Here is a 12,946-nt window from a genome sequence, read left to right as displayed (position 1 = left end):
TTTAAAGTAGCATGCTTTTCAATGTTCAATAATATTGCATCTTTTCAAGTGCAAGATTTAATTGAAAAAACAAATAAGCCAACAACTAATTAAAGAGCAGAACTTGTGGGCTGTACTTTTTTAATATTATTTAAACTGCCTAACAAAGTTTGAGGAGCAAGTAATTTTTCGATTTCAGCTGGCGATAACTTGAGCTGTTCTTTTAGAAGTGCCCGGATGGAAGTATTTTGTTCAAGAGCGGTTTTGACAAGTGAAGTTGCACGTACATAACCTAATTTGGGAGCTAAGATTGTGGCAATCTCTGCTGAACTTTCAGTTAATTGTACACAGCGCTTTGTATTGACTTTAAGATCTTTGAGGCACCTGTCGCTGAGAGTCCTGATTCCTTTTTGCAGTAATTGCGCGGCATCAAAGAGATCGTGGAACATTACTGGCTCAAAAGCATTTAGTTCTAATTGACCGGCTTCACTGCACATAGTGATGGTGCTGTTGTAACCAATGACTTGAAAAGCAATTTGATTGATAACTTCAGGAATTACGGGATTGATTTTACCCGGCATAATTGAAGAACCAGCTTGCACTTTAGGCAAAGCCAGTTCTCCAAGACCAGCTCGTGGACCGCTCCCAAGCAATCTCAAGTCATTAGACATTTTTGAAAGACCAACTGCAAGATTTTTATATGCATCTGCTGTCATTAAAAAACAGTCAGTGTTTTGTACTGCATCCGGTAAATTATCAGCTTGTTTTAAGTCTAATCCCGTTAGTTTAGCTAAAAAAGGAACTACTTTTGTAATATATTGAGGCACAGCGGTAAGTCCCGTGCCAATCGCAGTTCCTCCAAGCGGAATCGCAAACAAAGCTTCATTTGCTTGTTTGATACGTTGCAAAGCACGGCTAAAAAGATTTTTGTATGCACTGAAAGCAGCACCATAGGTAGTTGGAACAGCATCTTCCAGCTGAGTTCTTCCTAACTTAAGAGTTTTTTGATGTTTTACAGCAAGATTGCTGAGAAGAGTAACAAGTTGATCTATCTCTGTAATTAATGTTTGATTGAGTTTCAGTAATGCTAGGTGGGCACCGGTTGGATAAACGTCATTGGTTGATTGACCACGGTTGACATCATCATTAGGGTGTAAGAAATGGTAATCACCCTTAGCATGACCCATTAATTCCAAAGCACGATTAGCAACAACTTCGTTAACATTCATGTTGGTACTGGTACCTGCTCCGCCCTGGATTGCAGGTACAATAAATTCAGCTTGGTAATCAGTAAAATTAGCATAGACTTGTTTTGCGGCAGTAGTGATTGCCTGATACTTTTTATAGGAAAGATTATCTGCTCCATAGTTAGCCTGTGCACAGGCTATTTTTACTAAGAGTAAACTTTTCAGCAGTAACGGATGGACTTTTTCATCTGTGATAGGAAAATTTAATTGTGCTCTTTTAGAATGAATTCCATAGTAAGCTTCATCTGGAATATTTACTGTACCAATTGAATCTTTTTCAACTCGCATTAGCTTAATAACCTCTTTTTTAAAAGAATTTTTTTCTATGTGCAATAATTTAACACATATACCAATTATAGGATAGGGGTTGAAGGAGAGTTCTTGGTTAGCAAAGAATTGAATTGAGTGAACTTAATTTTACTATAGTTTGTGCTTATGATTTTTTAACTATATGAAGTTGGTTTTACAATTAAAGTTTTTAATAACAGTGTTTGAAACAACTTTAGCGGTATATTTTTTTGAATTGAACTACTAAAAATTTTTGAAATCTGTTAAGCAGTGTGCGTATTAAAAAGTGAAATTTGCTGAATGTCTTGGTTAAGGGTGGTTGTGCATATGTAGTGTTTTTATTTAACGCAAATATTTTTCTTTCTAGGCATCTTTTGATGATATTAATTGTCTTGAAATTATTTCAAAAAACTGTTGACAAGGTCATGAAATCAGATTAGAATTCACTTAACATTATTAATCAAATATTAATCATCTTATGAAAAGAAGAGTAGTTTTTACGTTTTTTTGTAGAGAATCCAGGAAAGCTGAAAATGGATATTGAATGTAAGAGCGAAGATGAACTTTGAAAAAGAATCATTCGGTGGAAGCTGAGTGTTCGGTAGGAACCGTTAATTTCCCAAGTATTAAGATGTACTGTTGAGGTGTCAACTTGTTTGGTTGACACGAATTAAGGGTGGTACCGCGATTTTTTTCGTCCCTTACAAGCTGTAATAGTTTGTAAGGGGCTTTTTGTTTGTCATATATAAACGAAAAGGGCTGACTATTGAAACTGAATATAAAGAAGCTGGGCCAAAACATAAGTTTTAATCCAGTCCCAAACTAAACGGCATTAAATTATTGTATTGAAAAATATTTATCAAAAGATGAGTAAAGTGTTTTTTTCATAAACAGAGAGGCTTACTAGCTGAGATTAGCCAATGAAATACACTTGAAGATGGTCTTTTCTGAGGTTTTCCAGCTGTGAGTTGAAAAATAAGCAGTTGGCGGCAGTGCCCGTTAAAGTGCAGAGATAATAAGCTTGAAGCTGAAAGATCCAATAAGAAATATTGAGGGAACTCAGTATTTGAATGACGAGTGGTACCGCGATGAAATCGCCTCGTAGTCTAAAACGACTGCGGGGTTTTTTATTTGGAGGAGATTGAAGATGTGCAGATTAAGACAGCATAAAGTCAATAAATGGCTGGCACTATGGCGGGGAGCCGGACGGAGAAGTACCCGAATGTAGATAATAATTTTTAGCGGTACACACTTTTTTATCAACACTATTTAAAAGCGATATGTAAATATTACTTTACTTGTCGTGAAATGTTGTGAACGTTAAACCACTTTACATTTATGAATGCGGGGAATAAACAATGACTAAAATAAAAGAAACTGTTTTAGCTAGTGAATTAACAAAAATTGATGTTACAGAAAAACTTTCTGCTTGCCCGATAGACTTTTCGAAAAGCCGAGTAGCCAACCCTCGGGCTGATCAAAAGCAGAAAAACTATGATAATCAGCCAGTTAAATCCAATTTTAATGAACGAAAAAAATACGAGTTAAGTCAAGCACCACAATTTAATCAGCTTTTTACGGATGGCACGCTTGCTGTAAAACCTGGAAAATACCGTTTGATTTGGTCTAAGCACTGCCCTTGGGCTACAAGGATTGCAATCGCAATTGATCTTCTGGGGCTGGATGAAGTAATTTCAAAAGGGGTCGTAGACCCTTTGCGTCCAGCGGGTGTTGTCGGTGATTGGTTCTTTACACTGGACGAAAATAATGAAGATCCGGTTCTGCATATCAAGGCTTTGTCTGAAAGCTACCTGCAAGCGGATCCGACATATAAGATTCGTACGACTGTACCAGCACTTGTAGATGTTGAAACTGGCAAGGTAATCAACAATAATTACAATACCTTGATTGATGAACTGGCAATTGCATGGAAAGAGTACCAGGCTCCTCAAGCACCAGATGTTTATCCAGAAGATCTTCAAGCAGATATTGATGCACTAAACAAAATTCTTTATACGGATATAAATGCTGCAGTTAATGAAGCAGGATTGGCACGCTCTCAAGCCGATTATGAAAAATATTATGACCGAGTATTTAACCGGCTGGATTGGTTGGAAGAACGTTTGAATAATCAACGATATCTTTTTGGCAATCAGATTACTGACTCGGACATCCGTTTATTTGTAACTTTAGTCCGCTTTGACACAGTTTTTTACCAAAAATACTACGTAAATAAAAAACGTTTAGTTGACTATCCTAACCTTTGGAATTATGCAAAAGATCTTTACTCTTTGCCGGCATTTAAAAACAATACTGATTTCGATGCAATTAAGAAGCGTTTCTATCAGGTAGATCATACACCAATCAGTGATTTAAAAAGAATCATTCCTAAAGGACCAGATTTGAGCATTTGGGAGGAACCAAATGATCGAAACCGATTTGAATAGTTCTTTTCAGGAAACAAATACTAGTCTGCTTGCAGAAACTTTACTGAACAAAATTGAAAATGGTTGGTTCACTAATTATGCGCAGGATGCACTAATAAACTATTTAACTGTGTTACGGCGTGCTGAAAAGTTGAAAGAGGTACAGCAATTACTGAGTTTTTATAAGAGACAAAATGAGAGGCTGCCCATAATATCTAACGATGCTTTAACACCGGAAAGAGCTGCCTTTGTAAATGGATTTACAGCTCATTTTCTTGATTTGATACTCAAGCACACTTTCGCGGCCATCCTAGTGCTGTAATTATGTCAGCATTATTTTCCATAACTGCACCTGACGATAAATTAAAAGATTTTTTGTGGGCCTTTATCCAGGGTGTCGAGTTAGCTGGTAAATTTGGTAAATTGTTGAATCCGCAACTTGCTTTGCGAGGATGGCATACTACTGGGATGATCGGAACCTTGGCAGCTGCAGCAGCAGTTGGAGTATACAAAAAAGTAACGGTAAAACAAATGTGCAGTCTGCTTTCACTAGCTGCAACTCAAACAAGCGGGCTTGAGATTCAAGCAGGAAGCGATGGTAAACCATTTAATGCTGGGATGGCTGCACGAGATGCTGTTAGCGCTTATGTACTTGTTGAAAACGGATTTAAGGCTAACGAGGATCCTTTCAGCAATACGCGCGGCTGGTTTAAAACGATCGCAGGAATAGATTTTTCAGCCCAAGAAATGTGTAAGTTATGGTTGCATCCCGCGGAGATCAGCCAACCAGGTTTGTGGTTTAAACAACACCCTTTTTGTTCAGCAGCAATGTCAGGCTATGATGCAGCTAAAATTCTTTATCAAAGGGGAATTCGAACAAAAGATTGTCAAACTGTAAATGTCCATTTTCCAAGCGGAGGAGACCATGCGCTGCGATATCGGTTGCCGATGACAGGCAAGGAAGGCAAGTTTTCAATTGAATACATTATCTGGCAGGTTTTTAGAAGTGGCGATGTTAGTGACGAACTTTTTGAATGTCCTAAAGTATCAAAAAATTTTGTGAAGTGGCAGCCTTGTGTGAGTCATAAGAACGATCTTGAAACATCTGATTCAGCTGCACGCCCAACAAAGCTTACGGTGAAACTTAAGTCAGGGAATTTTGAATCAGTTCAGGTTTCTTTTCCTGAAGGTTCTCCAAAGTGTCCGCTTAGTCGCAAAAAGCTGTTGGAGCAATTACACCTGCAGGTTATGGTTTCAGGACCTGAATGGATTAATTTTTGCTCGAAGTTCACGAATCCCAAATGGATGGTCAGCGAGTTGAAACAACAATTGGGCAAATAACGTAGGAATATATTTTACAGTGGCGGAATATTAAACTAATAATGAGGAAAAAATATGAAAAGAAAAGGTTTATTAATCGGAGCTGGAGTAATTATTGCTGCAATATTGATTTTTTTGACGACAGTTCAGTTGGGGAAAACTCAAGGAACTAGTTCAACTAATGAAAATAAAAAAGTACTTACGTTTGCAGCAACAGGAACCAGTTTTCCAACTGCTTATAAAAAAGATGGGAAGCTGGTAGGTTTTGATGTTGATTTAGCAAATATAATTGCTAAGAAGCTGGGCTATAAATCAAATTGGATTACTGGAGATTTTGACGGTTTATTTGGTCAATTAGATAACGGCAAAATTGATACAATCGCGAATGATGTTGCCATTACTACTGAAAGGACTGAAAAATATCGTTTTTCTAATCCTTATAATACTGAAGAGACAACTGTAGCAGTTGCAAAAAAGACAAGTTATAAAACTCTGAAGGATCTAGAAGGAAAAACGGTGGCGGGCGCAGTTGCTTCTAATAATACTGAAAATTTAAAAGCATACGATTCAAAAATTAATATTAAAACTTTTGAAGGACGTGATGATATTTATCAGGCTTTGCTAGTTGGACACGTCGATGGGGTAATAAACACACGTAATAATTTAGCTGCTCTCATCAAGAAAAAAGGATATAACTGGAAGATCCTTAATGGAAATGCTGCCACGGTAAAGATTGCATTTCCTTTTACTAAGGATGTGAGGGGCAAGAAACTGGAAGAAAAATTTAATAGTGAGATTGCCAAATTAAAGCAAGATGGAACGATTGCAAAACTTTCCAATAAGTATTTTGGGTACGATATCACTCAAAATTTAAAATAGTGCGGAAAATTGGTAATGAGCAGTTCCATTCATCAGTTGTAATGATATTTAAACCTGTTTACAGCAGTGTCTGATTATTAGTTGGAATTAATCTCTTTCAAAAGTTAGCACAGCTCTGTTTGAAAGCTTTTGCCTTATACAATCTGTGTATAAATGCAAAAGCTTTTTTCTTAAACAGCTGGAAATCATTTTAGTTTAAAGGAAGTGCTGAAGATGCATCTTGAGAAAATAAGGGCAGTAAATGCTGCTGAATTAACAACTTTACTGCATCAAGCTTACCAAAGTGATGAGATCTTAGGAATTCATTTTACTGCGGCAGCTGTTGAAGAAGAGAAAGTCATAGCTCATTTAAAAACTACCCCAGTCTTTGGCTATTGGATTGGCGGCAGATTAGTAACGACAATTTCAGTTCGGCTACCGTGGTCTGCAAATCCAGGCCCCTTTCAATTGCCTCATTTAGGCTGGATAGCGACTTCACCGGCTTTTACGCGGCGAGGGTATGCTAAAAAAATTATAGAAGAAGTAATTTCCAAGTATATTCAACAAGAACTGCATGCTTCAGCGGTTACGTTAGGAACTGCAAGTGAGCATCCATGGCTGCAGCAAGCATACCAAACTCTAGGTTTTCAGCCATTTGAGCGGGTAAGAAAATATGCGGATCACGAAACAGTCTACTTACTGAAAGTTTTGGATGTAGAAGCGTTAACTGAATTAAAAAATAACCGTTTAAAGAAGTTGATTATTACAAAAAAGCAAAGGGGCTGATGATAAGTGAATTTTAGTTGGCAGTATTTTATCAAAATATTTCTGCAATTGCCTGCATATCTTCCTATTACTTTAGTGATGGCAGTTTTTGCAATGCTTTTGGCAGTTTTGCTTGGAATGATTATCACTTCATTGCAACTGACAGCTTTTCCTTTTTTAAAATGGTTTGCTAATATCTATGTTTCTCTTTTTCGCGGAATGCCGACTTTAGTACAGTTATTTTTAATTTACTATGGCCTTCCGCAGCTTTTTCCGTCATTGCGTGGAGTACCTGCTTTATTAGCAGCTATTGCGGGTCTGGGATTTAAGGAATCTGCTTATCTGGCTGAAATTTTTCGAGCTGCTTTTGCTTCTGTCGATGTGGGGCAGATAGAAGCAGGGCAATCATTGAATATTCCTCGCTTTACATTATTTAGACATGTGATTTTTCCACAAGCAGCTTTAAATGCTTTACCTGCAACTGGTAACACTTTTGTCAGTTTACTAAAAGAGACCTCGTTGGCTTTTACTTTGGGACTGACTGAACTATTCGGAGAAGGAAAGATGTTAGCAGGAGAATCTTTTAGATACTTTGAGACTTACCTAGCAGTCGGTATCTTATACTGGATATTAATCATTATTTACACTTGGCTGCAAGGGTTAGCAGAACGGGCTTTAGGCAAACCATATCGGAGGGATTTAGATGGCGCTAATCGAGTTGAAAGATCTTTCGGTCAATTTGGGAAAGAAACAGATTTTGAAACACATTAATTTAAAGATTGAAGCTGGAACTGTGACTGTCTTTATCGGGCCCAGCGGTTCTGGAAAAACTACCCTGCTGCGTACTTTAAATCTCTTGCAATTACCCACTGCAGGTTCTATTAAGGTTGCAGACGTAAGCGCAAGAGCAGGAAAAATTGATATTAAAACTATCCGTGACTTAAGAAAGAATTCCTCCATGGTCTTTCAACAGTTTAATCTGTTTAAAAATTTAACTGTTAAAGAAAATGTGGCTAATCCCTTGATTTATAGCGGGCTGGCTGATAAAAAAAGTGCTGACGAACAGGCTGTATCAATTCTGAATAAAGTTGGGCTGAGTGAGGCAGCTGACCAGTACCCGGTAAAATTATCTGGGGGTCAGCAGCAGCGAGTATCTATCGCACGTGCAATCGCAGTTAAGCCGCGTGTCGTTTTATTAGATGAACCTACCTCAGCATTAGATCCTGAGTTAGTTGGAAGTGTGCTGCATACTATTGCTGGCCTGGCCCAAGAGAGAATCACTATGGTACTGGTAACGCATGAGATGGAATTTGCACGTCAAATTGCTGATAATGCCGTTTTTCTTGAAAGAGGAGAAATTCTTGATCAAGGGGACGCTAGAGAGTTATTAGCTGGACAAACTTCAAAACGAATTGATCAATTTATTAATTCGTTGACATAAAAATACGTTAACGTAAGGAGCAGACAAACATGGTTATAGATACACAACTTGAAAAAGAAATAATTCAAAAGCGACATTTTTTGCATCAGCATCCTGAAATCTCAGATCAAGAATTCACAACAACTAAGTTTTTAACACAGGAGTTAAAAAAACTTGGGTATCGGATTATTACGCCCAGCAGCCTGAACACAGGAGTAATTGCTGAAATTGGAAAGGGGCAGCCGATAGTCGGTTTACGCTCGGATATTGATGCGCTGCCTATTGAAGAAACAACACACCTACCGTTTGCTTCGCAAAATACTGGAGTAATGCACGCTTGCGGACATGATTTTCACATGGCGGCATTGTTGGGTGCAGCCGTACTTTTAGCCGCTGAAAAAGATTCTTTAGGCGGAACCGCGAGGCTTATCTTTCAGCCGGCTGAAGAAACCCATTCAGGTGCACAAGAAGTTGAGGCAGCAGGCGGAATAAAGGACATGGATGCTATTATCGGGTTTCACAATAAACCAGACTTGAATGCCGGTGAAATCGGTATTCTACCTGGCGGTTTGATGGCAGCAGTAGATCAATTTAAAGTAGTCTTTCACGGAATCGGCACTCACGCAGCAATGCCACAACTGGGCAGAGATTCAATTCTGGTATTGGCAACTACGGTCAGTGCTTTGCAGTCAATTGTGAGTCGAAGTGAAGATCCCCAACAATCCGCAGTTGTCTCAGTTACGCATATTGCAGGAGGCAATACATGGAATGTTTTACCTGAAGAAGCGTGGTTTGAAGGGACCGTACGTACTTTTTCCAAGAGTGCAAGGCAAACAGCTCAGGAACGCTTTAAAGAAATAGTTGCTGGACAAGCTGCTTCTTTTGGAGTACGTGCGTCTGTCGAGTGGATAGCCGGTCCTGATGTCGTCAATAATGATGAGGAGTTGACGCGCATCGCGGCTGACGAGACAAAAAAACATTTAAAATTAGTTTTTCCTCAGCCTTCTAATGCCGGCGAAGACTTTTCATACTTCAGCCAGCGAGTCCCCAGTGTTTTTGCTTTTATTGGCAGTAATGCAAGCTCTGACTGGCATCATTCTGATTTGAAAGTTGATGATGCAGGGTTATTGCCAGCCGCAAAATGGTATTACTGGGTTGCTAAACGTTTTTTACGTGAACTTTAGTTTGAGATGCACAACTAAAGGATTATGCAATAGCAAATAAGGAAAAGATACTCTGTTCGTAAGGTTGGAAAATTGTTGTACGCAGTATTTTAAAATCTTTTGAGCAGGTTGAAAAGTTTGAATATTGGCAGGTAATAAAGAGAGTGTGACATAAGTCGGTAAAATTTGAGTACTAACAAGAAATTACTCATAGCGAATAATTTGCTATGAGTAATTCGAGGTTAGACGGAAAATTTTGACTTATGTCACACGTTTATCCGGAATAAGTAGAGTAACTAGGCTAAAATTTCACTTTTGACCCAGCCACTTTATTTTAATCTGCAATAAGCACATTGACATGTTTCAATAGTCAGTCTTTTTCTGTGCTACGAGTAATTCGCACTTGATACTAATTTACAATATTGCGTATTGAAATATCTCAGGAATCTTGCTAATCATAATTTTTTCATGAAACGTGCAACCTGTTCGACATCTTTGTCACCGCGTCCAGAAACATTAACGATAACGAGCTGTTCTTTATCCATTGTCGGGACCAGCTTAATTGCTTCTGCAAGAGCATGGGCACTTTCTAATGCAGGGATAATTCCTTCAGTTTTGGAAAGAAGTTCAAAAGCAGCTACTGCTTCTTTATCTGTGATTGGTACGTATTCAGCACGGTGAGAATCCTTGAGAAATGCGTGTTCAGGGCCAACACCTGGATAATCAAGTCCAGCCGAAATTGAATATGCTGGCAAAACATTTCCCTTTTCGTCCTGCAGAACATAAGTTTTCATACCATCAGAAATTCCAATTGTGCCATTAGTCATCGTTGCAGCATTTTCTGGAGAATTAACGCCCTTGCCAGCTGCTTCAGCTCCAATCAGGCGAACATTTTTGTCAGCAATAAACTCTGCAAACATTCCGATCGCATTCGAACCGCCGCCGACGCAGGCAAGGACTGCATCTGGCAAACGTCCCTCTTTGCTAAGAATTTGCTCGCGGGCTTCCTTACTGATTACACTTTGAAAATCTTTAACAATCATTGGATAAGGATAAGGACCAACTGCAGAACCAAGGACATAGAAAGTGTCATCAAGATGCTCAGCAAAATAATTTAAAGCCGCATCAACTGCATTTTTTAAGGTTGCTGTTCCTGCTGTAACAGAGTGTACTGTTGCTCCCATCAATTCCATTCTGAAAACGTTCAGTCTTTGCCGTGCAGTGTCCTCAGCGCCCATGAAAATATCACATTTCATCCCAAACTTAGCTGCTGCTGCCGCTGTTGCGACACCATGTTGCCCAGCGCCGGTTTCAGCAACAACTTTTTTTTTGCCTTGACGTTTGGCAAGTAGTATTTGGCCTAAAACATTATTCAGTTTATGAGCACCTAAGTGGTTTAAATCTTCGCGCTTTAAATATATTTTGGCGCCCCCAAGGTATTTGGTCAGACTTTCAGCGTAGTAAAGAGGCGTTTTGCGGCCCGAATAATCGTGAAGGTAGTATGCTAATTCGTCTTTGAAAGCTTTGTCATCCTTGTATTTGAAATATGTCTTTTCAAGTTCATTTAACGCTTTTTTTACTTGTGCGGGGACAAATTGTCCGCCAAATTCACCAAAGTAACCTTTTTTTATTGTAGTTGTCATTTTTATGTTCTCCTTTTACTAGTTAATAATTGCAAGAAGAGAGTGTATGGATAAAATGAAATAACAAAAAACCGCATAGTGTGCAGACTACGCGGTTAGATAGATCTCTGTCGTTCAGGAATCATCATACCAGCATAGACTCTCTTTAAAACCAAAGAATTAAAGCAAGTCTACGCAAATGGTAAACTTACTTTCAGCTACGCCAGCTTTGCCAGATGTTAAAAGTAAATTTCATAATATGATTCATCCTCTCTTTAAAAGTTGCTCATAGTATGCTATAGAAGAGGTGATATGTCAATAAGTAATTTTAAAAATGGGCATTTTATTAGTAGTTGCAAACGCTTGCAAAAAATTCAAAATACTGTATACTACAAAGTGTAAGGGATTATAGCAAACGCTATAATCGAAGGTTCGGCGATGTACTTGTATGTTAGCCGAACAAAAAGAGCTGTCGCAAGGCAGTTAGAAAAGAGGTTAGAGTTTGGGAAATCCCTTATTTTACAGCAGTCCAGCGAGATAATTAATGAAGTCAATAGTGATGTTGGAAAACTCCAAGATTGTTAAAGATAGAGTTAGTTAGATCGAAAAAAGATGAAAAGAAAAGTGTAAAAAGCTTAAACTTTATCTTGCTGGACTGTTTTTTTGTGTCTTTTTTGAGAAACAGATTTTACATGAAGTACTTCAAAAAAACGTTTATAATTTTAAAACTGCAAACAAGATCTTTGACAGTTGTAATTGTAAATGCTACTCTTACATGTAAGCTTGAACCAAAAGTTGGCAAATTAAACCAAGCTTAATATTTTTATTTACTGGGAGGGCCGGTTTCTATGAGCTTAAGGGTGACAACGATTATACAAAAGCTGATTTAGAAGGTGGTGGAACAGGTTAAGGATTGGCTTATTTTTTTTAAGTTTGTTATTAAGTATCAATTTTTAGAGGCATTATTGAAATAGTGTTAGAAACGGCTACAAAATTACTGGCCTGTAAGGGGCCTTAGGGGGAAATAAAATATGTATTGGTTATGGGTTTTAATTGTAGGTGCCATTATCGGTGTCATTGCAGGAGCAATTACTAACAAAGGTGCAGCAATGGGGTGGATCGGTAACATTATTGCCGGTTTAGTCGGAGCATCTGTCGGGCAAGCAATTTTAGGTTCTTGGGGGCCGAGTCTCGCAGGAATGGCTATCATCCCTTCAATTATAGGCGCAGTGATAGTTGTATTAATAGTTTCCTTTATTCTTTCTAAAATGGCTCATTAAAGCGGACATAGAGTTATCGCCGTAATTGATGAACCACACAGGATTCTTAAGTTAAAGCTGAGATTGCAGCTGAAGATTTTAAGCAGCTAAACAGCAATTTTGCTTCATTACTAATAAGAACGCAGTTGAACAGTGGCATCAAAATTAAGGTGGATGATTAATTATGAAATGGATATTAAGAAATAACACAGATTTTACGATGTGGGTTCCAAAAGAGTTAAAAAATTCTACGTACGTAAATAAATGGGTGTTGAATGAAAATAGATCAGATAAAAAGAATTTGTTTTTTAAGTCGTATGACTCAAATGAATGTCTAATGAATGATATTAAGAATTGGGAGAGTACTGAACAAAAAAAGCAAATTGAATATGCGTCAAAGCGGTTTGATAACTTCGAAGGACATGTATTTTTGGATTCAATTTGTATTAAATAATCCAGTATGAGCTATTAGAGCATGTTAATGCGCATATTGCAGATTAAACAAAAGGTCTGAGTCAAAACTTATGTTTTGGCTCAGTTTTTTTTTATTGTCTTTAGACCTAGTTGAGCTCGCTAGTGTGCGAAACAATAAACCACCC

11 protein-coding genes are annotated in these 12,946 nt (G+C 38.1%); 9 read left to right on the top strand and 2 right to left on the bottom strand.

The features are described from left to right. Positions 1-89: 89 nt before the first annotated feature. Complete coding sequence (locus tag FD46_RS02925) at positions 90-1,514, bottom strand: aspartate ammonia-lyase (RefSeq protein ID WP_057895699.1); 1,425 nt, start codon at positions 1,512-1,514, stop codon at positions 90-92. Positions 1,515-2,872: 1,358 nt separating this feature from the next. On the opposite strand from FD46_RS02925, the gene FD46_RS02920 reads away from it, so the two are divergent. The 8 genes from FD46_RS02920 (at position 2,873) to FD46_RS02885 (ending at position 9,487) form a co-directional block, all read left to right on the top strand. After that, entirely contained in the window at positions 2,873-3,961 is a 1,089-nt protein-coding gene (locus FD46_RS02920) for a glutathione S-transferase C-terminal domain-containing protein (protein WP_057895698.1), read from the top strand. Beyond that, complete coding sequence (locus FD46_RS02915) at positions 3,939-4,262, top strand: hypothetical protein (protein WP_057895697.1); 324 nt, start codon at positions 3,939-3,941, stop codon at positions 4,260-4,262. Before FD46_RS02920 ends, FD46_RS02915 begins: the two co-directional genes overlap by 23 nt. A gap of 2 nt (positions 4,263-4,264) precedes the next feature. Beyond that, positions 4,265-5,281: an MmgE/PrpD family protein gene (locus FD46_RS02910; protein ID WP_057895696.1), complete on the top strand. Its 1,017-nt coding sequence runs from the start codon at positions 4,265-4,267 to the stop codon at positions 5,279-5,281. Positions 5,282-5,335: 54 nt separating this feature from the next. Further along, a complete protein-coding gene (locus tag FD46_RS02905; RefSeq protein WP_057895695.1) occupies positions 5,336-6,139 on the top strand; it encodes a transporter substrate-binding domain-containing protein in 804 nt (267 codons plus the stop codon). A 213-nt stretch (positions 6,140-6,352) separates the two neighbouring features. Continuing rightward, a complete protein-coding gene (locus FD46_RS02900) occupies positions 6,353-6,904 on the top strand; it encodes a GNAT family N-acetyltransferase (RefSeq protein ID WP_057895694.1) in 552 nt (183 codons plus the stop codon). A 6-nt stretch (positions 6,905-6,910) separates the two neighbouring features. After that, positions 6,911-7,654 carry an amino acid ABC transporter permease gene (locus tag FD46_RS02895; protein ID WP_057895693.1) on the top strand — a complete coding sequence of 248 codons (744 nt, stop codon included), beginning with the start codon at positions 6,911-6,913 and terminating at the stop codon, positions 7,652-7,654. Next, complete coding sequence (locus tag FD46_RS02890; protein ID WP_057895692.1) at positions 7,587-8,324, top strand: amino acid ABC transporter ATP-binding protein; 738 nt, start codon at positions 7,587-7,589, stop codon at positions 8,322-8,324. Before FD46_RS02895 ends, FD46_RS02890 begins: the two co-directional genes overlap by 68 nt. Before the next feature lie 29 nt (positions 8,325-8,353). Continuing rightward, positions 8,354-9,487, top strand: coding sequence for an amidohydrolase (locus tag FD46_RS02885; RefSeq protein ID WP_057895691.1), 1,134 nt, complete (start codon positions 8,354-8,356; stop codon positions 9,485-9,487). 434 nt (positions 9,488-9,921) lie between these two features. Here the strand turns inward: FD46_RS02885 and trpB are convergent, their stop codons facing one another. Continuing rightward, positions 9,922-11,109, bottom strand: coding sequence for a tryptophan synthase subunit beta (gene trpB / locus FD46_RS02880; RefSeq protein ID WP_057895690.1), 1,188 nt, complete (start codon positions 11,107-11,109; stop codon positions 9,922-9,924). Positions 11,110-12,119: 1,010 nt separating this feature from the next. Between trpB and FD46_RS02870 the strand changes: the two genes are divergently transcribed. Next, entirely contained in the window at positions 12,120-12,368 is a 249-nt protein-coding gene (locus FD46_RS02870; RefSeq protein WP_057895688.1) for a GlsB/YeaQ/YmgE family stress response membrane protein, read from the top strand. Positions 12,369-12,946 lie beyond the last annotated feature (578 nt).

The organism is Liquorilactobacillus oeni DSM 19972 (genome assembly GCF_001436275.1).
GTDB lineage: Bacteria > Bacillota > Bacilli > Lactobacillales > Lactobacillaceae > Liquorilactobacillus > Liquorilactobacillus oeni.
Note: the sequence above shows the minus strand (reverse complement) of the source record. Positions and strands in the feature narration are given on the sequence as shown.

Bases quoted from the DNA above. Each gene is read 5' to 3' on its own strand.
- FD46_RS02925 (WP_057895699.1), bottom strand. From the start codon at position 1,514: ATGCGAGTTGAAAAAGATTCAATTGGTACAGTAAATATTCCAGATGAA.
- FD46_RS02920 (WP_057895698.1), top strand. From the start codon at position 2,873: ATGACTAAAATAAAAGAAACTGTTTTAGCTAGTGAATTAACAAAAATT.
- FD46_RS02915 (WP_057895697.1), top strand. From the start codon at position 3,939: ATGATCGAAACCGATTTGAATAGTTCTTTTCAGGAAACAAATACTAGT.
- FD46_RS02910 (WP_057895696.1), top strand. From the start codon at position 4,265: ATGTCAGCATTATTTTCCATAACTGCACCTGACGATAAATTAAAAGAT.
- FD46_RS02905 (WP_057895695.1), top strand. From the start codon at position 5,336: ATGAAAAGAAAAGGTTTATTAATCGGAGCTGGAGTAATTATTGCTGCA.
- FD46_RS02900 (WP_057895694.1), top strand. From the start codon at position 6,353: ATGCATCTTGAGAAAATAAGGGCAGTAAATGCTGCTGAATTAACAACT.
- FD46_RS02890 (WP_057895692.1), top strand. From the start codon at position 7,587: ATGGCGCTAATCGAGTTGAAAGATCTTTCGGTCAATTTGGGAAAGAAA.
- FD46_RS02885 (WP_057895691.1), top strand. From the start codon at position 8,354: ATGGTTATAGATACACAACTTGAAAAAGAAATAATTCAAAAGCGACAT.
- trpB (WP_057895690.1), bottom strand. From the start codon at position 11,109: ATGACAACTACAATAAAAAAAGGTTACTTTGGTGAATTTGGCGGACAA.
- FD46_RS02870 (WP_057895688.1), top strand. From the start codon at position 12,120: ATGTATTGGTTATGGGTTTTAATTGTAGGTGCCATTATCGGTGTCATT.